The organism is Natrialba sp. INN-245 (assembly GCF_009807105.1).
GTDB classification, from domain to species: domain Archaea; phylum Halobacteriota; class Halobacteria; order Halobacteriales; family Natrialbaceae; genus Natrarchaeobius; species Natrarchaeobius swarupiae.
On sequence record NZ_WUBV01000017.1, the window covers coordinates 56,642 to 81,474 of the forward strand.

Annotated in this window: 24 protein-coding genes; 8 read left to right on the forward strand and 16 right to left on the reverse strand. The window is 64.5% G+C overall.

What is annotated here, in order from left to right; translation table 11 throughout:
• Positions 1-3: 3 nt before the first annotated feature.
• The 4 genes from GRS80_RS05105 to GRS80_RS05120 all read right to left on the reverse strand — a co-directional run bounded on the left by GRS80_RS05105 (position 4) and on the right by GRS80_RS05120 (position 3,878).
• A complete protein-coding gene (locus tag GRS80_RS05105; RefSeq protein ID WP_160046626.1) occupies positions 4-288 on the reverse strand; it encodes a DUF5789 family protein in 285 nt (94 codons plus the stop codon).
• Positions 289-367: 79 nt separating this feature from the next.
• The gene (locus GRS80_RS05110) at positions 368-1,546 is read right to left on the reverse strand and encodes an aminotransferase class I/II-fold pyridoxal phosphate-dependent enzyme (RefSeq protein WP_160046627.1); all 1,179 of its coding nucleotides are present in this window, start codon (positions 1,544-1,546) and stop codon (positions 368-370) included.
• A gap of 9 nt (positions 1,547-1,555) precedes the next feature.
• The gene (speB, locus tag GRS80_RS05115; RefSeq protein ID WP_160046628.1) at positions 1,556-2,560 is read right to left on the reverse strand and encodes an agmatinase; all 1,005 of its coding nucleotides are present in this window, start codon (positions 2,558-2,560) and stop codon (positions 1,556-1,558) included.
• On the reverse strand, positions 2,553-3,878 hold the full coding sequence (locus GRS80_RS05120) for an aspartate aminotransferase family protein (protein ID WP_160046629.1): 1,326 nt from the start codon (positions 3,876-3,878) through the stop codon (positions 2,553-2,555). Before GRS80_RS05120 ends, speB begins: the two co-directional genes overlap by 8 nt.
• A 223-nt stretch (positions 3,879-4,101) precedes the next feature.
• On the opposite strand from GRS80_RS05120, the gene GRS80_RS05125 reads away from it, so the two are divergent.
• Positions 4,102-5,130 (forward strand): NrpR regulatory domain-containing protein, encoded by a 1,029-nt coding sequence (locus GRS80_RS05125; protein ID WP_160046630.1) that lies wholly within the window; start codon positions 4,102-4,104, stop codon positions 5,128-5,130.
• Between the two features lie 3 nt (positions 5,131-5,133).
• On the opposite strand, the gene GRS80_RS05130 is transcribed toward GRS80_RS05125, so the two are convergent.
• From GRS80_RS05130 to GRS80_RS05155, 6 genes are all read right to left on the reverse strand, one after another.
• Positions 5,134-5,961, reverse strand: a complete 828-nt coding sequence (locus tag GRS80_RS05130) for a nitrilase family protein (RefSeq protein WP_160046631.1) — start codon at positions 5,959-5,961, stop codon at positions 5,134-5,136.
• A 28-nt stretch (positions 5,962-5,989) separates the two neighbouring features.
• Positions 5,990-7,864, reverse strand: a complete 1,875-nt coding sequence (locus tag GRS80_RS05135) for an ABC transporter permease subunit (RefSeq protein ID WP_160046632.1) — start codon at positions 7,862-7,864, stop codon at positions 5,990-5,992.
• Positions 7,865-8,959: an ABC transporter ATP-binding protein gene (locus tag GRS80_RS05140; RefSeq protein ID WP_160046633.1), complete on the reverse strand. Its 1,095-nt coding sequence runs from the start codon at positions 8,957-8,959 to the stop codon at positions 7,865-7,867.
• Positions 8,960-8,965: 6 nt separating this feature from the next.
• Positions 8,966-10,060, reverse strand: a complete 1,095-nt coding sequence (locus tag GRS80_RS05145; protein ID WP_160046634.1) for an extracellular solute-binding protein — start codon at positions 10,058-10,060, stop codon at positions 8,966-8,968.
• 147 nt (positions 10,061-10,207) lie between these two features.
• On the reverse strand, positions 10,208-11,218 hold the full coding sequence (locus GRS80_RS05150) for an NrpR regulatory domain-containing protein (RefSeq protein WP_160046635.1): 1,011 nt from the start codon (positions 11,216-11,218) through the stop codon (positions 10,208-10,210).
• Between the two features lie 7 nt (positions 11,219-11,225).
• Complete coding sequence (locus GRS80_RS05155) at positions 11,226-12,629, reverse strand: aspartate aminotransferase family protein (protein WP_160046636.1); 1,404 nt, start codon at positions 12,627-12,629, stop codon at positions 11,226-11,228.
• A 229-nt stretch (positions 12,630-12,858) separates the two neighbouring features.
• Between GRS80_RS05155 and GRS80_RS05160 the strand changes: the two genes are divergently transcribed.
• Both GRS80_RS05160 and GRS80_RS05165 read left to right on the forward strand, forming a co-directional pair.
• Positions 12,859-13,968 (forward strand): class II histone deacetylase, encoded by a 1,110-nt coding sequence (locus tag GRS80_RS05160; protein ID WP_160046637.1) that lies wholly within the window; start codon positions 12,859-12,861, stop codon positions 13,966-13,968.
• Positions 13,969-14,072: 104 nt separating this feature from the next.
• Entirely contained in the window at positions 14,073-15,095 is a 1,023-nt protein-coding gene (locus GRS80_RS05165) for a hypothetical protein (RefSeq protein ID WP_160046638.1), read from the forward strand.
• An 18-nt stretch (positions 15,096-15,113) separates the two neighbouring features.
• Here the strand turns inward: GRS80_RS05165 and GRS80_RS05170 are convergent, their stop codons facing one another.
• The gene (locus tag GRS80_RS05170) at positions 15,114-15,611 is read right to left on the reverse strand and encodes a metal-dependent hydrolase (RefSeq protein WP_160046639.1); all 498 of its coding nucleotides are present in this window, start codon (positions 15,609-15,611) and stop codon (positions 15,114-15,116) included.
• Positions 15,612-15,695: 84 nt separating this feature from the next.
• Positions 15,696-16,217 carry a CinA family protein gene (locus GRS80_RS05175; protein ID WP_160046640.1) on the reverse strand — a complete coding sequence of 174 codons (522 nt, stop codon included), beginning with the start codon at positions 16,215-16,217 and terminating at the stop codon, positions 15,696-15,698.
• Positions 16,218-16,333: 116 nt separating this feature from the next.
• On the opposite strand from GRS80_RS05175, the gene GRS80_RS05180 reads away from it, so the two are divergent.
• Positions 16,334-17,683, forward strand: a complete 1,350-nt coding sequence (locus GRS80_RS05180) for a PQQ-binding-like beta-propeller repeat protein (RefSeq protein ID WP_160046641.1) — start codon at positions 16,334-16,336, stop codon at positions 17,681-17,683.
• Positions 17,684-17,906: 223 nt separating this feature from the next.
• Positions 17,907-19,007 carry a pyridoxal phosphate-dependent aminotransferase gene (locus tag GRS80_RS05185; protein WP_160046979.1) on the forward strand — a complete coding sequence of 367 codons (1,101 nt, stop codon included), beginning with the start codon at positions 17,907-17,909 and terminating at the stop codon, positions 19,005-19,007.
• A gap of 127 nt (positions 19,008-19,134) precedes the next feature.
• Here the strand turns inward: GRS80_RS05185 and GRS80_RS05190 are convergent, their stop codons facing one another.
• Positions 19,135-19,413: a hypothetical protein gene (locus GRS80_RS05190; RefSeq protein WP_160046642.1), complete on the reverse strand. Its 279-nt coding sequence runs from the start codon at positions 19,411-19,413 to the stop codon at positions 19,135-19,137.
• Between the two features lie 276 nt (positions 19,414-19,689).
• Here GRS80_RS05190 and GRS80_RS05195 point away from each other — a divergent pair, with 276 nt between their 5' ends.
• Together GRS80_RS05195 and GRS80_RS05200 are read left to right on the forward strand one after the other, a co-directional pair.
• A complete protein-coding gene (locus tag GRS80_RS05195; RefSeq protein WP_160046643.1) occupies positions 19,690-20,862 on the forward strand; it encodes an ArsA family ATPase in 1,173 nt (390 codons plus the stop codon).
• A 177-nt stretch (positions 20,863-21,039) separates the two neighbouring features.
• A complete protein-coding gene (locus tag GRS80_RS05200) occupies positions 21,040-22,617 on the forward strand; it encodes an MATE family efflux transporter (RefSeq protein ID WP_160046644.1) in 1,578 nt (525 codons plus the stop codon).
• Between the two features lie 53 nt (positions 22,618-22,670).
• Here the strand turns inward: GRS80_RS05200 and GRS80_RS05205 are convergent, their stop codons facing one another.
• From GRS80_RS05205 to GRS80_RS05215, 3 genes are all read right to left on the reverse strand, one after another.
• Positions 22,671-23,186: a DapH/DapD/GlmU-related protein gene (locus GRS80_RS05205; RefSeq protein ID WP_343161460.1), complete on the reverse strand. Its 516-nt coding sequence runs from the start codon at positions 23,184-23,186 to the stop codon at positions 22,671-22,673.
• The gene (locus tag GRS80_RS05210; protein ID WP_160046645.1) at positions 23,183-24,058 is read right to left on the reverse strand and encodes a hypothetical protein; all 876 of its coding nucleotides are present in this window, start codon (positions 24,056-24,058) and stop codon (positions 23,183-23,185) included. The genes GRS80_RS05205 and GRS80_RS05210 overlap by 4 nt, the downstream gene beginning before the upstream one ends.
• Before the next feature lie 82 nt (positions 24,059-24,140).
• Positions 24,141-24,401, reverse strand: a complete 261-nt coding sequence (locus GRS80_RS05215) for a hypothetical protein (protein WP_149080055.1) — start codon at positions 24,399-24,401, stop codon at positions 24,141-24,143.
• 257 nt (positions 24,402-24,658) lie between these two features.
• On the opposite strand from GRS80_RS05215, the gene GRS80_RS20320 reads away from it, so the two are divergent.
• Positions 24,659-24,817 (forward strand): hypothetical protein, encoded by a 159-nt coding sequence (locus GRS80_RS20320; protein ID WP_200840327.1) that lies wholly within the window; start codon positions 24,659-24,661, stop codon positions 24,815-24,817.
• Positions 24,818-24,833 lie beyond the last annotated feature (16 nt).

Genomic DNA, 24,833 nt, shown 5'->3' on the forward strand with positions numbered 1-24,833 from the left:
TGATTACTCGTCCGCGGTCGGAATCGGTCCGGTGCCGATGACCTCGCGGACGTGGGTTTCGAACTCCTGGTGGCGTTCGAAGTACGTCTCCTCGACCTCCTCGAGGATCGACGCCAACTCTCTCGGTCCGTCGGGCGTTCGGATCACGCTGTCCCCCTCGAGGCGATCGATCTCGCTTTTCTCCGTGGGCCAGCTCAGTCTCGAGGTGATCCGCGCGAGGGGCGCACCCTCGACGGGGGTGTGTTCTCCGAGTGAGACGGCGGGTTCCTCGTCCTCGTCGTCGCTCATGGCCGTCGGTTCGCGAGCGCGTCGATTCAAGGTTTCGCTTCCGACGGATCGGTCACGGCCGCTCGAAGACCGTCCGTCGTCACCACCACCGGTTCTCCAGCAGCCGATCGATCGCCTCGTCGATGGTCGACTCGTTGCGCGAGAACGTAAATCGGACCCAGTCGGCCTCGGCGTCGGGATCGGTGTAGAAGCTGCTGCCGGGAACCGGCGCGACGCCGGCCTCTCGAATGAGCCGATAACAGAACTCGAGGTCGGTCTCGTCGGTCGGGTAGCGAGTCATCACGTAGTAGGCGCCGTCGGGTTCGACGGGCTCGAGACCGGCCTCACGGAGACCCGAACAGAGCTGATCGCGACGCCGTTCGTACGAGTCGGAGAGTTCCTCGTAGTACGAGTTGGGGAGCGACAGCGCCTCGACGCCAGCGCGCTGGAACGGCGTCGGCGCGCAGATGCTCGTGTAGTCGTGGATCTTCCGGAGTTCCCGGGAGAGATACTCCGGTGCGAGACAGAACCCGATCCGCCAGCCGGTGACGCTGAACGTCTTCGACATGCCCGTACAGACGACGGTTCGCTCGGCGAGGTCGCCGATCTCGACCGGGCTGACATAGTCGTCCGTGTAGACGATGTGCTCGTAGATTTCGTCGGTGAGGACGATCAGGTCGTGCTCGAAGACGATCTCCTCGATCCGCTCGAGTTCCTCGCGGGTAAAGACCTTCCCGGTCGGGTTCATCGGCGTGTTGAGTACGAGGATTCGTGCCCGCTCCGCGGCTTGGGCCAGCGCGTCGTAATCGGGCGCTAAGCCCTCGGTCATGTCCAGCGGGATCGGATTCGCGCCGGCGAACTGGCTCGCGGGGATGTAGCTCTCGTAGACGGGTTCGAAGTAGATCACCTCGTCACCGGGGCCCGCGAGTGCGAGCATCGTCGACATGATCGCCTCGCTGGTCCCGTTGGTGATGGTTACCTCCGTCTCGGGATCGTATTCGATCCCCTTCCACTCGGCGTAGCGCTCGGAGACCGCCTCCCGGAGTTCGGGCAGCCCCCAGGTGATGGTGTACTGACTGTCGGTGTCGATCGCCTCCTTCGCGGCGCGTTTGATCTCCGGGGGCGTCTCGTCCTCGTCGGGGATGCCCTGTGAGAGGTTGATCGCGCCCCGGTCGATCGCCTCGCGGGTCATCTCGCGGATGACCGATTCGGCGACGCCAGTGGTCCGGCCGGTGCCGACGACGCCGTCGGGAAGTCCGCCGTTGTGTGGTGTGTCCATGATCTGTGCTCACTCCGCGAACGCGCGCTCGAGCAACGTTACGAGGAGATACGCCGCGAGCCGTTGGGTTCCTTCGGTCGAATCGTATCGCGGCGAGACCTCCATCAGATCGGCACCGGAAACGGCGTCGTGTGCGCCGAGGACCTCCATCGTCTCGAGAGCTTGCTGTGCGGAGAGCCCGCCGGGGATCGGCGTTCCAGTTCCCGGTGCGACGCTGGGGTCGACCGCGTCGATGTCGAAGCTGACGTAAACCGCGTCGGTACCGTCGGCCGCGGCCTCGACGGCGTCGGAGACGACGTCGCCGATTCCACGATCTTCGACCTCGCGCATCGTGTAGAGATTGAGACCGGTTTCGTCGGCGAACTCGAAGAAGTCGGGGGATTCGTAGCCACGGATCCCGACCTGGCTGACGTTCTCGTAGTCGACGTATGGAGTGTCGGCGATCTGGGCCGTACTCGAGCCGTGGAACTCGGTGCCGAAGACGGGGCTCTCCGAGACGGTGTCGGTGTGGGCGTCGATCTGGACGAAGCCGACGCTGTCGTATCCCCTGCCTTCGGCGAAGCCGCGGACCGAGGGGAACGTACAGTAGTGGTCGCCACCGAGCAGGACCGGGAACGTCTGTGCGGCGAGCGCGGCGACGTGGGCAGTGATGCTCTCGGCGGTGGTCTCGTGGTCCATCGGGAAGACGGGAACGTCGCCGCAGTCGGCGACCTCGAGGTTCCCGAAGTCGACGTTCTTCCCGGTCTGCATGTTCGTGAGTCCGCCCTTGTAGTCGGAGATGTAGGCCCACCAGCCGCTGGCCTCCCGGATCGCCGCCGGACCGTACCGGGCGCCCGGCCGATTGGAAACCGCGCCGTCGTAGGGGACGCCGACGACCGCCGCGTCGACGTCGTCGACGTCGTCGAATGCGCGTTCCTCGCCTTTGAGGAACCGATCGAAGCCGGCGTACGCGAGTTCGACGTCAGCGCCGGTCACCGACTCGCGAAACGCCCCGGCTCGATCGCGCTCACGCATTCGTCTCGACCTCCGCCTCGAGCGCCGCTTCGAGCGACTCCACCGCTCGCTCGAGCTGGTCCCGCGTGATCGTCAATGGCGGCTGGAACCGCAAGATGTTGCCGTAGTAGCCGCCGACGCCGATGACGATTCCCTCTTCACGCAGGCGTTTCGAGACGGCCTTCGCGAGGTGGTCGTCCGGGGCCGCCGCGACGCCGAGTGGCCCCTCCTCGTCGGGATCGACGAGTTCGATCCCTTGCATCAGGCCGAGACCGCGGGTCTCGCCGACGACGTCGAACGACGACTCGAGCCCCTCGAGTCGATCGGAGAGCCACTCGCCCTGTTCGCGTGCGTCGTCGACGATTCCGCCCTCGAGTTCGTCGATCGTCGCGAGCGCGGCGGCGCAGGCGACCGGGTTGCCGCCGAACGTCGAGAGGTGGTCGCCGGATTCGAAGCTGTCCGCGATCTCGGCTGGGGCGGTGAACGCACCCAGCGGAAGCCCGTTCGCGATCCCCTTAGCCTGGGTCACGATGTCCGGTTCGACGTCGAAGTGCTCGACGGCGAACAGTTCGCCGGTGCGACCGTACCCCGACTGGACCTCGTCTGCGATCAGGAGGCCGCCGTGGTCGTGGGCGACCTCCTGGACGCGCTCGAGCCATCCTGCCGGCGGAACGACGATCCCCCCCTCGCCCATCACGGGTTCGACAACGATCGCGGCCAGATCTCCCGAGGTATGGGTGCCGATGACGTGCTCTATGCGGTCGGCACACGCCGTCGTACACTCGCCGTCGCAGGACGAACACCGGTAAGCGTACGGTGCCGGCGCGTGGGCGACGTCGTTGATCGTCGGTGCCATCTCCTTTTTGTACGCCTCGTTCCCCGTCAGCGCGAGACTACCGAGCGTCCGGCCGTGAAACGCCATCTCGAGAGCGACGACCTCCGTGTTGCCCGTGTGTTTCCGGGCGAGTTTGATCGCGCCCTCGACCGCTTCGGTCCCTGAATTACAGAAGAAACTCTTCTCGAGGTCGCCCGGCGTGATCTCGGCGATCCGTTCGGCGAGTTCCGCGACGGGCGCGTTCGGGTGGACGTACGAACAGCCGTGGACGAACTCCTCGAGTTGGTCCTGTGTCGCTTCGACGACTGCTGGATTGTTATGGCCAACGTTCGCCACCGAAATTCCCGAAAAGAGGTCGAGATACTCGTTTCCGTCGAAATCCTCGAGCGTACAGCCCTCGGCCCGCTCGACGGGCACGTCGAGGTCTTTCCACACTGACATCACGTACTCGTCGTACCGTGACTCGACTTCCCGATTATCCGTGAACGTCGTATTGGGTGCCATTGTCACACAGTATGGCAATTCGTTGCCACCCTATGAGACGGTCTACAGCAAATAAAAGCTTACCCACGGAGCCCTCCCTCACCGAGTCGAAACCGCGATGAGCCTGCAGTTTCCACGGACGGGTCGGCGAGTGAACGGTTCGATGGCAGTCGTTCCGCGAGAGGTTCGCCTCTCGCCACCGAACGCAAACATTAGTGTATCCCGTGGCCTTTTATTCGCCTGAATGCCCCCGGATCTCGATCGACGGACGTACGACATTCTCAGGCTCGTCGACCGCCACGGCCCGATCGGCAGCATTCAGCTCGTCGAACTGATGCAGGTACACGGCTACGAGATCAAAGGCCGGACGATCAGGCTCACACTGTCGGAGCTCGACGATCTGGGGCTGACCACGAAGGTTCCGGGACGCGGCCGTCGACTCACCGAGAAGGGGCGAGAAGAACTCGAGCAAGGCCACGTCAGTGGCCGACTCGAGCAGATCCGAGCGCGAATCGCACAGCTCACGAGCCGCGTGACCTACGATCCGACCGAAGACGCCGGAGTACTCATCGCGTCGGGCGCGTTCCTCGCGGAGGACGACGTGGCAGACGCGCTGTCATTGCTCGCACGGCTCGACGCGCGGTCGTTCGGTCCGATCCCCGCGTCGTTCGAGGAGAGCGCCGAGAACGAGCCCGGCGACTACCGTCTGCTCGTCCCCTCGAGTATCTCACTCGACGGTGTGTTACTCACCCACGGAATCAACGCGACGCTTACGAACGCCGCCGTCCTCGAGTACGAGCCCCCGGCGGACGGGACGGACGACTCGAGCGACCGAGACGGTCGAATCGTTCGCCACGTCGACGTCCTGAACGGGAAGGGGTCGTCGATCGACGTCATCACGCTCCTCATCGAGGCGAACCGAAGCGACGTCGAAAGCGTCCTCGAGTCGTCGGAGACCGGATTCCTGCTCGGCGACGACCGGGAGTTTCCGATCAACCGATTCGAGGAGGCTCGCGACCTCGCCGAATCGACGCGTGGCGAACTCGGCGGCGTCGTCGACTTTCAACGGCCACGCGAGCGAACCCAGTTTCAGGATAGCAACTCGGGGTGGGCGTTCGGCTCGATCACGTACGCCGGGACGGGGGAGCTGTTGTTGTCGGCGCTGTACGAGTACGATCTTACGACCTCCTGGGAGACGCTGTACGGGATGGTCTCCCGGCACAAACTCGAGCCAGTTCAGTCGATCGCTCGCGTCCCCGAGCCGAACGGCTAGTACTTACAAGTCGTAGACGTCGGGTCGACGGTCCGCGAGCACGTCGTCGCGGTCGGTCAGCGATTTGTCCCGCGCCCGCGTGAGGTCGCAGTCGACCTCGAGGACGTACTCGCCGTCGGCCGGCGCGGGTCCGGCAAGCGGTCGCCCGTTCGGACCGAGGACGACGCTCTGGCCTTCGAACGGAACGCCGCGCTCGAGGCCGGCGCGATCCGCACAGGCGACGAAGACTCGATTGGCGTTGGCGTGTGCGACCGCCTGATGGACGCCCATCGTCCAGTCTGCGGCTCGGTTCTCCCTCGCCACACCGGGGTCGGGAACCCAGTTCGTCGGCACGGCGATCAGGTCAACACCGCGTCGGGCCTGTGTGATCGTCGCTTCGGGGAACCACAGGTCGTTACAGATCTGGACCCCGAGTCGGCCAAACGGCGTCTCGAACACCGGCAGTCGATCACCCGGCTCGAACCAGCGTTTCTCCTCGTTCCAGAGGTGGACCTTACGAAAGACGCCTTCCAGGCCGTCCGGCGAGACGACGAAGGCGCTGTTATAGTACCGGTCGTCCGCTCGCTCGGGAACGCCGCCGACGATCCAGCTACCGGTTTCGGCGGCGACAGCGGACCACGCTCGAGCGGTCTCCCCGTCCCGGGGTTCGGCCATCGACGCCAGTTCGTCGGCCGACTCGAACACGTAGCCCGACGTCGCGAGTTCCGGAAGCACGACGAGATCGGCCGTCGGATGGGAGCGGACGATCTCGAGCGTTCGTTCGCGGTTGTCGCAGACCGCGCCGAACTCGGGGACCGTCTGGGCGACGACGATTCGGGTTTTGTCGGCCATCAGCCACTCATCTCCGTTCGAACGGACATTACTCCCAGATCCCTCCGGAGAGCCGATCGATCGCCGTCATCACGACGACGGTGAGGCCGATGAAGACCACGCTCGCGGCCGCGATCGTCGGCGGATAGGAGTACCGGAGCTGGTTGAAGATCTCGATCGGGATCGTCTCGACGAGGAACAACGAGAGCAGCCACGCGATGATGTACTCGTTGAGCGAGAGGATGAAGGCGAACAACGCCCCGGAGATCACGTTCGCGCGCAAGAGCGGGTACGTGATCGTCCGGATCGTCCGCACCGGCGACGCTCCGAGGTTCATCGCGGCCTCCTCGTACGTTCGGTCGATCTCGCGAAGTCCCTGGGAGATCAGGATGAACGGGAACGGCGCGTAGAAGATCCCGTGGGCGACGACGATGGCCGTCCGCGACCCCGCGAAGCCGATCTCGAGGAAGAACACGAGGAAGGCGACGCCGATGATCACGGGAGGAACGAGGATCGGGAGGACGCCGAGCGTCCCGTAGATCGTGCCAAAGCGGTAGTCGAATCGATCGAGCGCGAACGCGAGACCGCCACCGATCGTCGTGCTGAGGATCGCCGCACCGAGAGCGATCCCGAGGCTGTTCGCGAGTGCGCCCATCCAGCTTGTGTCGGTGAAGAACTCGACGTACCACCGTCCCGAGACGCCACCCGGTGGGAACGTCAGGAACTCCTCGGGCGTAACCGAGACCGCGACGATGATCGCGAGCGGAACGGCGATAAAGGCCATCGCCGCCACGACATACGCTCTGAACGTCACCCAGATGATCGATTCCCGGGTCGAGGAGTCTACCGTCGTCACGAGCGAGTCGACGCCCCCCGCGATTCGGGCAACGACGTACGTGAGACCGACAACCGAGGCCGCGTCGACGACTGCAGACCGGATGCGCATCCCTATGGGGGAACTCGAGGAGCCGACCGCCGGTGTAGCCTCGGATCCGCCGTCGGTTGCGATTTCGTCGCTTCCGCTCAGGCTTGCGGTCGTTACGTTGGTAAAACGAACCATTACCCAGAGGAACGCGAGCACGACCACGATCAGCCCGATACTCATCGCAGCGCCGAACGGGTAGTTGCTCTCGCTCATGATCTGCTGTTCGATCAACACCGGCAGGGTCCGTTCGGCGGAACTCCCCAGCAGTCGCGGCAGGACGTACGAACCCAGCGCGAGGATGAAGACGAGTGCGGTGCCGCTCGCGATGCCGTTTTTCGACAGCGGGTACGTCACCTTCCTGAACGTCCTCGCCGGCCCTGCGCCGAGATTCCTCGAGGCCTCGAGCAGTTCGTCGTCGATGTTGCGGATGCTACTGTACAGCGTGAGGATCATGAACGGCAAGAAGACGTACACCATGCCGACCACCAGCCCCCAGTAGCCCGGGTAGAACGACCGGGGTTCGGAGAGGATTCCGACGGCGACGCCGAAGGAACTCAGAAAGCCGCCCGAAGCGAGGATGACCTGCCAGGCGTACGCCCGGATGACGTACGTCACCCACAGCGAGGAGATGATCGTGAGCAACAGCAGACTCCGCAGCCACGGACGGTTCATCCGCGCGAGGTAGTAGGCGATCGGATAGCCAAGCACCAGCGAGAGGATGGCAGTGACGAGCGAGAGTTCGATCGTCAGCCACGTCTGGCCGAGATAGAGGCTGCTCGTGAGGAACCTGACGTAGTTCTCGAGCGTAAAGCCCATCTCGTATTGCCCGCCGGGGATGTTTACCCAGAAGCTGAACACGACCAGCATGGACAGCGGGACGAGGAAGACGGCGACGAGCCAGAACAGCGGGTACGAGAGGACGTACCACTTCGCGTTCGCCTTCAGGCCCGCACGGCCCGGCTCGCCGGCACCGTCGTCCGTGGGCGTCTCCGTCGCCATCTACGCCTCCACGAGCCGGCAGTCCTCGGCGGCGATAGCGACCGTCGTCCGGTCGCCGGGCTCGAGTTCGTCGAGCCCGCTCCGGCGGACGACGACGATCTCGCGACCGCCGTCGGTCTCGAGGCGAAACTCGACGCTGCTGCCGAGGTGTCGTTTGAACGTGACTTCTCCCTCGAACACGTTGGTCCCGTCGGCGTCGAGACCGACGCCGCCGTCGGTGCTCGCGTCCCGAAGTCGGAACCGCTCGGGTCGAACGACGACCGAGACCTCAGTTCCGGCCTCGACGCCGGCCGGATTCGTCGACTGGAGTGTCACGTCGGGACAGTCGACGGTCGCGTAGCCGTCTTCGACCGACGTGACGGAGCCGTCGAAGATGTTGGCGGTTCCGAGAAAGTCGGCGACGAAGCGGGAGTCGGGGTCGTCGTAGACCTCTTCCGGCGGCCCGATCTGCTCGAAACGGCCGTCGTTCATCACCGCGAGTCGGTCTGACATGGTCAGCGCCTCCTCCTGGTTGTGCGTGACGAACACCGTGGTGATGCCGATCTCCTGTTGGATCCGGCGCAACTCGACTTGCATCTGCTCGCGAAGCTTCTTGTCGAGGCTCGCGAGTGGCTCGTCGAGCAACAGCGCCTTCGGTTTCGGAGCGAGCGCCCGAGCCAACGCGATCCGCTGTTGCTGGCCCCCCGAGAGCTGATCGGGCGTTCGATCGCCGACGTCCGGCAGTTCGACCAGTTCGAGCATCTCGGCGACGCGGGCGTCGATCTCCTCGTCGGTGTACTCGCCCGCCGCTTCCATGCCGTAGGCGACGTTCTCGTGGATGGTCATGTGCGGGAACAACGCGAAGTCCTGAAACACCATCCCGGTGTCGCGCTCGTACGGCGGCGCGTCGGTGACGTCGTCTTCGTCGATGCCGACGGTCCCCTCGGTCGGCGTCTCGAAGCCGGCGATCATCCGCAACGTCGTCGTCTTTCCACAGCCCGACGGGCCGACGAGCGTGACGAACTCGCCGCTTTCGATGTCGATGTCGACGCCCTTGACGGCGAGGACGCCGCCCGGATACCGCTTCGTGACGCCCTCGAGTGAGATTCCACTCATTCTGGCTTAGCCGATGATGAACTCCTCCCAGCGCTCGCTCACCCAGTCTTCCTCCTCGACGTAGAGTTCGTACTTCGGCGTGATCGCCTCGTCCGGTCCCGGACCCGCGATCCGTTCGTACAACTCGTCGTCGATCTCGGAGTACTGTTCCTCCACGGTCGGGCTCGTATAGAGGTTCTCCGCGAGGACGTCCTGTACCTCGGGTTGGCTCGCGTAATCGATGAACTGTCTCGCCTCCTCTTTGACCTCGGAGGTCTCGAGGGTGACCCAGAGCCCGGAGTCGAGGATCGATCCCTCCTCGACGAAGTTCGACTGGACCGGCGCACCGTCGTCTTGCATGACGAGCGTGATGTCGCTGTAGAGCATCCCCGCCGGCACTTCGCCGTCCCGGAGGCGCTGTTGGAACTCCGCTTCGTTCTCGTACCAGAAGTTCGCCTGGTCGGTCACGCCTTCGAGTTCTTCGAACACCTCGAGGACGCCGTCGCGGTCGTCGAGGATGTCCTGTCCGCCGAAGTGCAGTTCGGCGGTGACCTCGAGCAAAAACGAGTTCGAGGCGTACCCGAGCAGACCGAGCGTGTCCTCGTACTCCTCGTCCCACAGCGCCTCCCAGGTGTCGACCGGTTCCTCGATGACGTCGGTGTTCTGGACGAGGTTGATGTACCACGACAGCGCCCCGACGCTCGCGATTCCGCCCTCGGCTTCGTGGACGAGGTCGTCGCTGACGTACTCGACGCTGTCGAAGTCCCCGTCGTCCCAGATGTGCCAGAGGTCGGAGTTCAGTCCCTGTCTGACCCCCGTCTCCGCCATGATCGCGACGTCGACTGGTGCCTCCCCCGCCCCCACGGCGTTTTCGTACTGGGTGAGCGCCTCTTCGGAGGTCGGCTGCGCTTCGGATTCGACCTCGAAGTCGACCTCCTCTTCGAACGGAGCGAACAGCTCTTCGTCCATCACGTCCTGAAACACGCCGCCGTAGACGGCAACCGTCAGCGTATCTTCCTCGAGGACCCCTGTACACCCTGCGAGCCCGGCGAGCGTGACCGCAGTTCCGCCAGCGGCCGCTCGCTCGAGAAACGTCCGTCGTCCGTGTGTTTGTCCCGGCATACTCTTGCCACCGTATCACACTATCTACGTTTCCAATACATAAACCTTCTCACGGTACTTCAGAAATTGTTTATATATTAATTGTAGAGCCCGGTTCGAGGGCAACTTAGCACATAACTAGATCTGATTCCTTGAAGATATCCACACCTAATTACTCGTAGAAGAGAGGCTAGAACGCGATCGGAGGCCTCGAAGTGTCTCCCACTCGACTGCCAGGTCAGCCTCTATACAGGACGATATGACGCATTCGGACCCCCCGGCGTAGGTGAGTGAGCCGAACGCCCAGCCCGGATCTCCCCAGGGGAACGGCCCCGACTCACGCGGTCGACGAACGTCCAGTGAACCACCGAGTGCGTTGCGGGTTCCGACTGCGAGTTCACGGGCAGTTTCGTAATGTGCGAGCGGGAACTCCCTGTTGTCGGCGACGAGCAATCCGATCTCTCCGTCGAGTGTACTCGTCACGTCGGTCCGGTGGGCTTCGATCAACAGGGAGACGACGTCGAGCGTCGCTCGTTCGTCGCCGATCACGTCCGTGTACCGTCGGATCGCCCCACCGTTTTCCGCCTGATCTGGACCCTCGTACGGAACGCCGTCGGGGTCCGGGTCGTACTCGACGACGCCGATCGTGTCTGGATAGCTCTCGATCCCGTGTGAGAGAAAGACGCCGTCGATCGTCATGCTCGAGGGGATGGCCACCTCGAGACAGTCGGTTCCGTTCCTGTCGACGGGTTCGATACCGGCGACGACCGGCCCCAGCGGTGAGTCGTCGATCCGTCCGAGCACCGCCTCGAGTTCGTCGCGTTTCGCCTGCGGGACGGTGACGGTTCCCACGACGACGTCCCCGGTATCGGTCGCCGGATCGTAGCTGACCCGACTCGTCATGTCGGCCAGTTTCTCCCGCACCTGCTCGACCCGGCCACGGACGCCGCCGCGCTCGAGTTCGGCGCGTCCGTTCGCGGTGAGTCGTCGGCCCTTACCGCCGACCTTCTCGGTCAGGCTAGCGTCGTCCAGGTCGGCGAGCGTGAGCCGAACCGCTCGCTCGGTGATCGAGTAGCCCCGCTCTCGGAGGTGGTCCGTGAGGCGGACGCTACCGATCGGCTCGTGCTCTGCCAGCAGCCGAAGCACGTCGTACGTCCGCCGGTCGGGATCGGTCGTCATCGCCCGACTAGTGTTGGGCGTCGGATAAATGCGTGGCGAGATCCGCGAACGCGTCGACGTGAGCGTCGACCTCCTCGACAGTGTGTTGAACGCTTACCGTCCACTGCTGGGAGGCGTCGTGGGGGTGTGGAAGAACGTCTCTGTTTACCATCCCGATCCAGTAGGCTTCGTGGAACTCCTCGTCGATGTGCCTCCAGTTGCGGAAGGTGCGAATCGGCTCCTCGGTGAAGTGAACCATCCCCTGAGAGCCCACGGCTTTCACCTGTGCCTCGAGGCCCGAGTCTTCGATGACCTCGCGATAGCCGGTAGCCAGCCGAGCGTTGAGGTCGGCGACGTGGTCGTAGGCCTCGTCTGTCAGGATTTCCCGGAGCGTGACACCGACGGCGCGAAGCGACAGTGGGTTTCCGTTGTACGTCCCGTAGTGTGCCGCGCCGGTCGCGACGCCGTCGTTCAGATCGTCGGCGATCAGCCCCATGATCTCGCGTCGGCCGCCGAACGCGCCGACCGGGTAGCCGCCACCGATGGCTTTCGCGAGCGCGACGAGGTCCGGTTGGACGCCGTAGTACTCCGCACCGCCACCGGGCGCGAGTTTGACGCCGGTTTTCACCTCGTCGAAGATCAACACGACGTTGTACTCGTCGGCGAGTTCGCGCAGGCGCTGTAAAAATCCGTCTTCCGGTTCGACGAGCCCGAGGTTGAGACAGGCAGGTTCGACCAGGATCGCGGCGATCTCCGATCCGCGTTCGCGTAACAACGCTTCGACGCTCTCTGCGTCGTTGTACTGAGCGAGCAAGACGTCGTCGGGAACCGACGACGGGATCCCCTGAGACTCGCGGACCGGCCGCGGATCGCCTGCCGGACCAGCCTGCTCGAGTGGCGGCATCTTGCTTACGAGCGCCGGGTCGTGTGCGCCGTGGTAGGCACCTTCCATTCGAACGATCTTCTCGCGTCCGGTGTACGCGCGTGCGAGACGAGTCGCGTGCATCACGGCCTCCGTTCCGCTGTTCGTAAAGCGGACCTGTTCGATCGCTTCCCACCGATCGATCAGCGGAGTCGCTGCGAACTCGAGCAGCTCGCTCGGCCGGGTGTAGAGTGTCCCTCGTTCGATCTGGTCGGTGGCGACGTCCGTCAGTCGTGGATGGGTGTGACCGACGAGCTGGGTTCCGTTGTTCAGCGCGAAGTCGAGGTACTCGTTGCCGTCGACGTCGTGAATCGTCGTTCCCTCCGCACGCTCGGCGTGGAACGGGTACGGATCGTACGCCCGGAACGTGCTGCAGACGCCGGCTGGGACGATCTCTCGAAGCTCGTCGGCCATCGTCTTCGAGTTCGGCGTCCGCTCTCGGTACCGTTCGTACTCACGAGCGAGCAGTTCGTCGGTCGCCGCGTCGGGGCTCGAGTTCTTCTCGGTCATCACAAAACCCGGAAATAGACTTCCGGTTATCTGCTCTATCGAAGCGGATCCTCATATAACTATCGCAGGCAATGTTCGTATCGATCGACCGTTCGTCCTCGTTATCGGCGCCACAGTCGTTTAACCAACCACCTATTCGAACACTCCAGTGACGAGCGCGAGGGCTATTGCGGAAGTACACTTCCGCAATCGGTACCCCTAACTCGTCGGTCGTCTCTGTTCAGAGACGATGGAGGTAACCGCACTCTGGGACGAGCGGTTTCTCGAGCACGAACCGCCAGCAGGGGAAGGGGAAGCACCGTGGACGGGACGACTCGCGGTCGAACAGCCCCACCCCGATCGGGCGGTCCGCTTGCGAAACATCCGCCACGTCCTTCGCCACGAACTGGGGGAGCGGGTCCGGTGGCGCGACGCGCCGGAAGCGACGGACGAACAGCTCCACCGCGTCCACGATCCGTCTCACGTCGAGGAGTTACGCACGTTCTGCGCTGGGGGCGGCGGCCGAATCACCGGCGGGACCGGCGCCAACGAGGCGACGTACACGGCCGCCCGATACGCCGCGGGTGCCGCCGCCGAAGCCGCCGACTACGCCATCGCGCACGAACTCGAGGACGTCCCGTACGCGGCGGTCAGACCGAGCGGACACCACGCCCAGCCGGCACAGGTCGACGGCTTCTGCTTTTTCAACAACGTCGCGGTGGCAGCCGAGGAGGCGCTCACACACGAGGACGTCGACCGCGTCGCGATCCTCGACTGGGACGTCCACCACGGTAACGGCACACAGGAAATTTTCTTCGATCGCACGAACGTCCTGACGATCAGCCTCCACAACGAGCACGTCTCGTGGAACCCCGAGGCTCACACCCAGACGGGCGACGTCGACGAACACGGGACGGGCAACGGCGTCGGCTACAATGTGAACGTTCCGCTCCCACCAGGGACCGGCGACGACGGCTACGCGGCGGCGTTCGACCGCCTCGTCGACCCGATCGTGGGCCAGTACGACCCTGACCTCCTGCTGGTCAGCGCCGGTGGGGACCCCGGAACGGTCGATCCGCTCGGACGGAACGTCGTGACGAAAGCCGGGTTCGAGTCGTTCGGTCGGCGAGCGCGTCGGATCGCCGAAACCTCCGCGAGCGGTCGGCTCGCACTGATCCAGGAAGGCGGCTACCACCCCAGCCACCTCGCGTACGCGACGCTCGGCACGATCGAGGGCGTACTCGGCATCGACTCCACGATCGACGACCCGTTCGTCTGGCTCGAGGGAGACACCGACTCTGCGGTCGCCGCGGTCGACGAGGTCGTCGACCACTACGCGGCGTGGTGGGATCTCGAGTAGCGCTCGCAACCGGTGAGAGACGGGTCCGACGAACGCCCGTTCCCCTCTGTGAACTGACCTGTGTCTGACGTACCGTTTTGTGGAGGGAGGTCGAATGACCCCGCATGACAAGCCTGACGGACGTCTACGAGGGGAACGCACGGGGAGTAACCACTCCCCGGCGGTTGTACGCGGGAACGGCGCTCGTCCTGGTCGGCGCGCTCCTGGCCGTCGTCGCCGTCCTCCTGGCGGCGACCGATCTCTTCGGCGGGTTCGTCGGCTCGCTGGGCTGGGAGATGGGCGAGACGTACGCCTCGGTTCGCATCGGCGGCCTGCTCGCCGGCCTCGGCGTCCCCGTCGCGCTCGTCGGCGTCTTCACGGTACTACCCGCGAGCCGTCGGGTCCGGGCGGCAGCCGCGATCAGCGCGAGCCTCTGTCTGCTGGGCGTCGCGCTGTTCTGGTATGCCTACCCTTACCACTGGCGTGGCGTCGGCGACGACCTCACCCTGCAGGTCTCTGCGGTCTACCTCCTCGGCCTGTTCACCGCCGTCTGGTGTCTGTTCACTGCCGTCGTCAACTTCAAGACGCGCAACGACCCCGGGGGAATGCTCGAGATGAACGTCACCCGCCGAAACCAAACGATCGTCGAAGTCCCTGAAGAAGAGCAGTCGTCTGGCGGATTCGGCGGTATCGGTCTACTGGGCGGAACGCCCGACGGCGATGTCGAGACGCAGACGAACGCCGATTCGACTGGATCGGCACGGACGACCGAGACGGCGTCGAGAGCCGACGACGGAACTGTTCTCTCCGCCGACAACGACGGTTCCCAGTCTGCTCGCTCGAGTCCGTCTTCGACGGGCGGGACGTCGGGCCGTTCTGCCGGAAACGGCATCGCTACGCCGACACCGACCAGCGACGGCGGGTCGACGACTGACGACGTCTCCTCGCCCATGGACGGTGGCGACGACGCCGAGATCGTCGACGCCCCGGCCGAACCCGACCCCGATCCGACCGACCGCTACTGTGGGAACTGCCGACACTTCGAGTACGTTCGGTCCTCCTCGGGCATGGTTCCGTACTGCGCCCGCCACGAACGGGCGATGGACGACATGGACGCCTGCGAGCAGTGGGTTCCGAACAAGCGGTAGCGTCGGTCCGTTTCGTTTTCAGATCCCGAGCGTCTGGCGACCGACCTCGAGTCCCCACTGGGGCACGTCGAAGACGATCGCCGCGGCGACCGCCAGTTCGACACCCGTCACGAGCACCGTGACGATCGTCGCGTACCGGCTGCTGACGGGGACGCCGGTCGGAAGATCGTACTCCGTCGAGAGCAGCGGGTAGAACAGCGCGATGCCGCGTCTGCTCCCGGCCATGTCGAGGACGTAGTGAGTCAGGACGCCGATCCAGACGTACTCGAGGTTCCCGAAGTAAAACGGGAACGCGACGAACCCGATCAGCAACGGGAGATTGTGGAGCGTCTTTCGGTGCGTGCCGAAGGCCGTGTCGATATCCGGAACCATCGCACCGAGCGTGACCGGAACCGTGATCGCTACGATCGTCCAGAGTGTCTCCGGCACCGCCGACAGCTCCGTCGCCGGCTCGAGGATATACCCCAGCCCGATGCTCAACAACACGGCGTTGAGCACGTGTCCCTTCTTGTTCATCCACCCCCTACTCGTGAACCGACGGACGAATACCTTTCTCTCGAGAGTGTTCCCCGACTGGAATGCTCTTCGAACCCGAACCGTTTATTCGCGCTCGCGCTCGTCGATCGCCGCGAGCAGGTCCTCGAGCGCCTGGTCGACCGTTCGTGCGCGGATCTCCGCACGGTCGCCGTCGAACTCGTACCGCGTCGCGGTCGCAAACGAGGACCCGCTCCCCCAGGGGCCGGCGTAGGCGACGGCGATGTAAACGGTGCCGACCGGATTCTCCTCCGTTCCGCCGGTCGGTCCCGCGATTCCAGTCGTGGAGAGTCCCCAGGTGACGTCTGCGACGTCGCGGACGCCGCGGGCCATCTCGCGGGCGACCGGCGCGGAGACAGCGCCGTGTTCGTCGAGCGACTCACGGCTGATGCCGAGGAACCTCCGCTTTGCGCCGTAGGCGTACGCCGTCACACCCGAATCGAAGACGTCGCTCGCGCCGGGAACGGCGGTGATCGCGGCCCCGATCAGCCCGCCGGTACAGGACTCCGCGACCGCCAGCGTCTCGTCGGTCTCACGGAGCGCGTCGGCGACCGCCATCGGGAGGTCGCGATCGATCTGGTCGTTCATCGTCCGAACGAACGGCGTCGGTCGTTGTCAATGGTCGGGACCCGCCACCGGTACCGGCGATCGTACCGTTCGACGTTCCGGTTGGATTATATAGAGGACTGAATGACTTCTACTGGATGAACCGTCGAGATCTTCTCGGATCGATCGGCGTCGCCGGCATCGGGCTCACCGCGGGCTGTCTCGACGTCGATTCCCTCGAGGAGGACCTCGACGTCGGGTTCTATCTGGAAGACGGCCCGACGGTCGCCTGGGAACGCGGCGTCTCCGCGGATGTGGTGGCAATCGAGGCGACCCCGGATCAGACGGTCGTCGCGACCGAGCGCGAACTGCTCGTCCTCTCACGATCGAACGGCGGTCCCGTCCGACGCCACGTCCACGGATCGATCCGGGGACTCGAGGAAGACGACTCGGGGTGGTACGCCTACGGCGACGGTGGCGTGCTCGCGGTCGATCGCTCGAGTGGGGACGAACTGTGGCGCGTGAGGGGAAGCTACCAGCGGCTGTTCCGAGCCGACTCCGCGGTCGTCTGTTATGCGTCGAACGGGCGCGAGACGGTCGGGTTCGACCCCGAAACGGGCGACGAGCGATGGACGTGGGAGGGAAACATGATCTACACCTACTCCCCGTCGTTCGGCCTCGTGCCGGGGGACGGCTACCGCGCCTTCGATCTGAACGCGGGGGCCATCGAGTGGTCGTTTCGCGACGGGGATCGACACACGCCGATCGCGGTCGCCGACGACGTCGTCGTCCTGTCAGCCGAACTCGATCGGTCGGAGGACAGATCGCTCGTCGCCCTCGAACGCGAGACCGGAACCGAGACGTGGCGGTTCGACGCCGTGCACGCGCGGAGCTGGGCTGGGGGCGTGATCGACGGTACGCTGTACGCGGCGGCGACTCCCCACACCGGGTCGAAGCGCCTGTCCGCGATCGACCTCGAGTCCGGCCGGGACCGGTGGACGGTCACGCTTGAGGAGGCGTTCGACCGGGGAACCACGACTCCGGAGACCGTCGTCGACGACACCGTCGTCGTGAGCACACCCTGGGGTCAGGGACTGCCCGCCACCTGTGCGGTCGATCGAGTGACAGGGGAACTCGAGTGGACCAGGGAAGACCACGGCCTCGTCGGGACGACCGACGACCTGCTCGTTCTCACCAACGACGACGGAGCATTCGTCGGAATCCAGCCAGACGGATCGCTCGAGTGGGAGGGCAACATGCAGGTCGTCCCGCGGGTCAGTAGCCCGGCAACCGGCGAACTCGTCTACACACCGCCGGAGATCGTCACCCTCGAAGATGCCTTCGCCGCGGCGTTCGTCGGGACCAACGGGCTCGAGTTGTGGGACGAAACGCGGGGACGACGCCGCTGGCGACACCGGTTCGAGGAGACGATCGACGGGCTGTTCGCCGCCGCCGGCGATCTCTACGTGCTCGTCGACGGAACGCTGGTCTCGATTTCCCTCGAGTGACCTCTGCCCTCCCAACGCACGATCGACGGAGAGTGGACACCGACGGTGAGAGAACGGGCCGTCGATGGCGAGGGAGCGGGCCGTCGACGTCGAGGGAGCGGGCCGTCGACGGACGTAACGCCAACCACCCTCACCGGTAGAGTGAACTCTCGGTGACGACGGTCGCAGAGAGCCGAGATCTGCGGACGGAAAGAACGACGTATCGCCGGTGACAGTAGCACGCATGGAGTACGAGACGCCACTTTTCTTCCAAGTGATGAAGTACGCGTCGCGGGCCGACGGAGACGTGATCGACATGGTGAGTGGCAACCCTGACTGGGAGCCGCCCGAGGCGCTCCGCGACGGACTCCACGAGTACGCCGACCTCGAACCCGCTGCGTTTCAGTATCCGCCGAGCGACGGACTGCTCGAGCTTCGCGAGGAGATCGCCGCCCGTCGCGGTGTCGAGACGGAACAGGTCGTCGTCACCAACGGTGCGGGTGAAGCGAACTACCTCGCGATGGCACGGGCACTCGAGCGCGACCGGGGCGAAGACGTGATCCTGACAGATCCGGTCTACCCCTATTATCCGGGGAAGACGACGATGCTCGGCGGAACTCAGCAGTTCGTCGCGACCGACGACGAGGGCCAGCTCGATCCGGCTGACGTCCGCGCGGCCGCCAGTGACGAGACAGCGGCGATCGTCGTGAACTCACCGAACAACCCGACCGGTGCGGTCTATCCCGCCGAAACCGTCCGCGAACTCGTCGCGATCGCCGAGGAGTACGACGCCCTGTTGATAAGCGACGAGGTGTACGACCACTTCGACCTCTCCGGGGAGTTCGCGAGCGCCCTCTCGGTCGACTCCGAGCACCGGATCGTCACGAACGCCTTCTCGAAGTCGCTGGCGATTACGGGCTTTCGCGTCGGCTACGCGATCTTCCCGCCGGAATTCGTCGAGAACGCGAGGAGCCGGCACATGCTGGTCAACGTCGCCGGCAGTCGCCCCTCACAGTACGCCGTCTTGAACGCGCTCCGAGAGACCGACCCCGACTACTACGAGCGAAACCGCGAACTCCTCCGCGAGCGGGTGGACGCGTTCACCGACGCCCTCGAGGAAGCGGGCGCCGAGTACACGACACCGAAGGGCGCGTTCTACGTGATGGCACGCTTCGAGGGGTATCCGGGAACACTCGAGAACGTCTTCGAACTGATCGACGAGGCCGGTGTCGCCGGTATGCCTGGCGAGGCGTTCGGCGACTCGCGAACGGAGTGGCTCCGGTTTGCACTCGTCACGCCACGGGTCGAGGAAGCCGCCGAACGGTTGGCGACTCGATTCGTGTAGGTTGTGTGCGCGGTTCGGAGCGTGCGCGGTTCGGAACGAACGAAGTGAGTGAGAACCGCGGAAACGTGAATAGCGCGGGATCGAAGATAATCGTCATATCGACGCCGAAAACTGCCCGCTTCTCGAGTTACCGGAGCGATCCGGTCCAGCAACAGTCGGTACAGGCGAACAGGCCTGCACCGTTGACTGTCGATTCGCCACAGACGGGACAGTCGGTCGTTCCTGTCGTCCCCGTCGGTTGGTTCTCGTCTTCGGACCGGAGGACGCCGCTGGCGGTTGGCGTCGGAAGCGCGACACCGGTGGCGGGCGTTTCGTACGGGAACGATTCGGTGTTGCCCTGGCGGGTCGGTGTGGTCTCCTCGAGTGTCGATTCCGTCGCCGTCCGTTGCGTGGTTTGTAGTGACATGGTCGTGAGGCGTGTTGTCGGTGACCCGATCTCGGATCGGATCTCTTGACCGAACGAACGGCGATCTCGTATTTAATGATGTGGCTTAAACGATAATATGCCGACTAAATATATAATGGTGTTAAATTACCATTTCCAATGTCGGTAATTCGAACGGCCTCGAGTAGCGGTAGACCCGGCCGGGTACCGTGGCGGCGCTCGAAGCCACTGCACGTCATTGCGCACCTGATCGATCTGGACCGACGAATACAGGTGTTGGGACGAGGTATCACGACCATGAGCGGAATCGACGTCGAGCCGGTCGAGGAGAACGCGGACGATGGCGACGGCGGTGCACACACCATCGAGGTCACCCCGACGGACGACGCCGGTTCCGTCGACGACCGCGAAACGATCGAAGTCGAACCCTCAGACGAGCCACTCGAGGGACCGGAGTACGTCCTCTTCGGCGGGAAAGGCGGTGTCGGGAAGACGACGATGGCCGCGGCGACCGCGCTGGACAGCGCCCGCGGTGGTACCTCGACGCTCGTCGTCTCGACGGACCCGGCACACTCGCTCTCCGATACCTTCGAGACCCCCGTTCCCACGGAACCCGGTCGCATTCGGGAGGACGTGCCCCTCTACGGGGTCGAGATCGATCCGGACGCGGCGATCGAGAGCGGGAAGGCGGCGTTCGGCGGAGCCGGAGGTGGAGGCAGTGAGGCCGGAGGGGCCGGCGGTCCCGAGATGCCCGGCGATCTCGGCGGCCTGGGCGAGATGCTCGGCGAAGGGAATCCGATGGACGCTCTCCTTGGCGGCGCGATGCCCGGTGCCGACGAGGCGGCGGCGATGCAACTGCTTCTCGAGTACCTCGACGACCCCCGGTTCGAGCGGGTCGTCGTCGACACGGCACCGACGGGCCACACGCTTCGACTGCTTCAGTTGCCCGAACTCATGGACACCATGACGGGCCGTCTCCTCCAGTTTCGCCAGCGGATCGGCGGGATGTTCGAGAACGTCAAAGGGATGTTCGGCGGCGAGGAGATACCCGACGAGGAAGGCCTCGAGGATCTGGAGGTGCTTCGCGAGCGGATCGAGCGTCTTCGAGCCGCACTGCGCGATCCGACGCGGACGGACTTCCGGATCGTGATGATCCCCGAGGAGATGAGCGTCCTCGAGTCCAAGCGGCTTCGCACGCGTCTCGACGAGTTCGACATTCCGGTCGGGACGATCGTCGTCAACCGCGTCATGGAGCCACTCTCGGACGTCACCGACGACGTCGAGGGGGAGTTCCTCCAGCCGAACCTCGAGGACTGTGCGTTCTGCCAGCGTCGGTGGGATGTCCAGCAATCGGCACTCTCGGAGGCACAGGAACTGTTCCGCGGGACCGACGTCAAGCGCGTCCCGCTGTTCGCAGACGAGGTTCGCGGCGAGGGGATGCTCGAAGTCGTCGCCGCCTGTCTCCGGTAATCGAAATATCGTTTCGAAAGGATTTTCCCGCCCGTAACTGACTATTCGGTCAGTGACTGCGGTTCTCGCCTCTGGCCCCTCTCCAACCAGTCGAGGCACATCCTGTGGTGTCCGCACTCGGGATGGCCGCGAACTGTCGCGGGCCTTCGGGTACGGACTCGCCGACGGCGTTTACGCATGAGTTCAGACGATCCCACCTCCGACCCCGACGATCTCTCTGACTCGAGTGGCGAGTTCGAACGCGACACGGCGGATGAGGGGTCGGAGTCTGCGTTCGACGATCCGACCGAGTCGATCACCGAGGGGAGTCTCATCCGCCCTTTGTTTCACCTCGCCTGGCCGATCGTCGTTATTCAGCTGTTGCAGGTCACCTACAACGTCGTCGACACGCTCTATCTCGGCCGACTCTCCGCGGACGCTGTCGGCGCGATCAGTCTCGCGTTCCCACTCGTCTTCCTGTTGATCGCGATCGCCGGCGGGTTCACGACCGCCGGAGCGATCCTCGTCGCCCAGTACATGGGCGCCGAAGGGAACCGGTCGGCCGGACTGGTCGCCGGGCAGACGGTTTCGTTCGTCGGGCTACTGTCCGTCGTGATCGCGATCGGTGGTTACTTCTATACTCGTCCGGCCCTCGAGATTCTGCCGAGCGATCCCGAAACGTCCGCGGCAGTCATCCCGCTCGCAGCGGACTACATGGAAGTGTTCTTCCTCGGAATTCCACTCATGTTCGGTTTCTTTGTCTTCTCCGCGCTGATGCGAGGCTACGGCGATACGCGGACGCCGATGCTGGTGATGGTCGTCTCCGTGATCGTAAACGTCGTCCTCGATCCGTTCTTGATCTTCGGCTTCCAGGAGAATCCGCTGTTCGGCTGGCTCGGGCTCCGAACGCTCGAGGGATCGCTGTTCTCGGTGACCGGCTTTACGGGCTGGGGGATCGAGGGAGCGGCGGTCGCGACGATCGTTGCGCGTGGCGTCGGAACCGGCATCGGGTTGTGGTTACTGTTCGGGACGACTGTCGGACCAACCACCACTCTCGCTCACCTCAAACCCGACCTCGCGTTCATCGAGGACATCGTTCGCCTCGGAACGCCGAGTATGATCGAACAGAGCACGAGCGCGCTGGCGATGATCGCCCTGACTGCGATGGTCGTCACGTTCTCGCCGCCGGTCGTCGCCGCCTACGGGCTCGGCAATCGGCTCATCTCGCTCGTGTTCCTGCCGGCGATGGGGCTCGGTCGGGCGATCGACACGATGGTCGGACAAAATCTCGGCGCTGGTCGGGCCGATCGAGCGTCCCGTTCGGCGTGGCTCGCCGCGTCGACCGGCGCCGGCGTCATGTTCCTCGTCGCGGTCGTCGCCGTGACGTTCACCGAGCCGATCGTCGGCGTGTTCCTGGGGGACGTCCCCGACGCACCGGCGACGATCGCCTACGGCGTCGAGTACGTCCGCATTCGGTCGGTCGAGTTCGCGTTCATCGGCGTCTCGCAGGTGATGCTCGGGGCCTTCCGCGGGGCAGGCAACACGAAAATCGCGATGACAATCTCCGTAATCACCCTGTGGGTCGGTCGCGTCGGAACCGTCTTCGTCCTCGTGTTCGGCCTCGGCTGGGGCGAGACCGGTATCTGGACCGGGATGGCCGTTGGCAACATTCTCGGCGCGATCGTCGGCGTCGCCTGGTTCGCTCGAGGAACCTGGAAGAGCACCTACATCGACGAGTCGGACGATAAATCAGTTGCGGAAGAACCAGCAGGCTGAGTCGAACCGAGTGTTCGACGCTATCGTCGAGACGTTCGATCTGACGTCCCGATTCACTCGTTACCGTCGTCCGACCCCATCGGTCTGGCGGGAACGCCGGCGACGGTCCCCCCTGGGGGGACGTCTTTCGTCACTAGCGAATTGGCCGCAACCCGTGCGTCTGCCCCGATTTCGACGCCGGGCAAGACGATGGCCCCGGCGCCGATCATCGCCCGTTCGCCGACGACGACTCGGCCGGTTCGGTACTCGTCTTGCAGGAACTCGTGACAGAGCAACGTCGCGTCGTAACCGACGATAGCGTGATCTTCGACCGTGAGCAGTTCCGGCCAGAAGACGTCCGGCGTTGCCTCAAGTCCCCAGGAAACGCCCTCACCAACGGTCGTACCGATTCGCCGAAGGAGCCAGCGTTTGAGCCGGAGGCTCGGCGAGATGCGGACGAGCCAGACGACGACGTAGTTGATCGCGATCCGTATCGGGTGTTTCGCCGCGGTCCAGGAGGCAAGCGAGTTTCCAACCCCTGGTGTGGCGTGGCGGCTAATACGGTCGTGTCGGGTCCTGTCCTCGGTCACTGTCGGTCCTTCGACGTATCGTTACAAGAAACCGACCGTTCCGGCACGGACTCGAGACCCGATTCCACGTCGGCGTCCGTCGCCGACCGGCCACGAAGTGGACCGACGAGAGAGCGAAACTCTTCGGCCGAGAGCCCACAGCGGTACGCCGGCTTGTACATCATGTTCGACCCGCCCGCCCGTACGTTCCAGCCCGCCTCGATCGACTCGCGGAGATAGTACTGTGCACGAACGTTACCCGGTTTCACCTCGTACTCGCTGAGGCGGATCGGATGACGATCGAAGAGGCCACCCGGTTCGCGCCCGTTGACGAAGACGACCGTCTTCTCCTCGAGGTAGAGCGTCCCGTCTCGAGCGCGCTTCGCGTGAGCGTTCTCCGCGTGTCGCTCGAGGATTGCCTCTCGCTCGGCTCGTGGGGTGTCGGGCGTGACGACGTCGACCCGGTCGACCGTTGCGTATCCGATCAGGTACCGGTGTGCCCTGTCGCCATCGGGACGGCGCAGGCCGACGTAGAACCCCACGACGTCCCCGTCATCGAGCGACTGGAGCCGAGAGACGTAGCCGCTGGTCCTGTGCTCGCCGTAGGTGAGCGCCTCGAAGTTCGGGTCGTGGTGAAGCGGCCAGGACTCGAGTTCGGAACCGCTGACGGCGTCGACCCCTCCGCGGACGGGCTGTGGCTCGATTCGCGTCGTCAGGTCGGCCGCGACGCGACCGTCTGCTGATAAAGACCAATTCCCGAGGGTCGCGGATTCGGTCGTCTCGGCCGTCTTCTCCGGAATCGGGACGTACTCGAACCGGCCGTCGTCGTACAGCGGTCCGAGAGCCCCGAGATTGGTGCTATCGGCGCCGACACCTGCCAGAACCACCGTCATAGTACTAGATCCGGATGACGACGGGTTAAACGCCTCGAATTTCGAGGAAGGTACGGACGACTCGAGCCGAATTCTGAGCAGATTACCGGTGGCTCGAGCGTGACGTGTAGAACAGTGGAATCAGGAGGACGAGAAAGAGCGATCCCATGACCGCGATTCCGATCCAGATCGTCGACAACAGCGCTTCCGGGATCAGTCCCGCGACGTCAGCGACCCAGAGCAGACTGTACACCCCGGCGACGAGCAAACTTCCCACGTACAGCCGCAACACGAGACGCACGACGTGATACAGTGTCGTCCTCGTGACCTCCGGCGGCAGTCGGTTCTCGAGTACGCCGATCATCGACTCACCGTCCGATCCGTGGCCGCGTTTCCGTCGAACGCACACGTCGTCGTGAGGTCGCCGAACGAGACCGGTGTTCCCGAACGACCCGTCGATCTGTGGGAGTGATGCCGTCCCTTGGGATCATTGAACGTACACTGGTATCTGAACGGGCCGGCCGCTTGAATCTTTGTGTCAGTTTACCCCTCGAGTCGGAACCGTTTCGGTCCGTACAGTGCCTGCTCCACACTTTTGGGTCCACGGCCCGATTCGATGGTATGGCGTCGAAAACTCCCGTCGAGTGTCCCCTCTGTCGTCGAGTCGTCGAGCCGACGCTGACACTCGAGAATCATTTGCTCGAGAGCCACTCGAAGCGGGAGTTGGCGAGGTTCGTCGTTTGCGAGAACGAAACGTTGACGTACGGTGGCGTCTCCTGACATGAAGTATCGATAA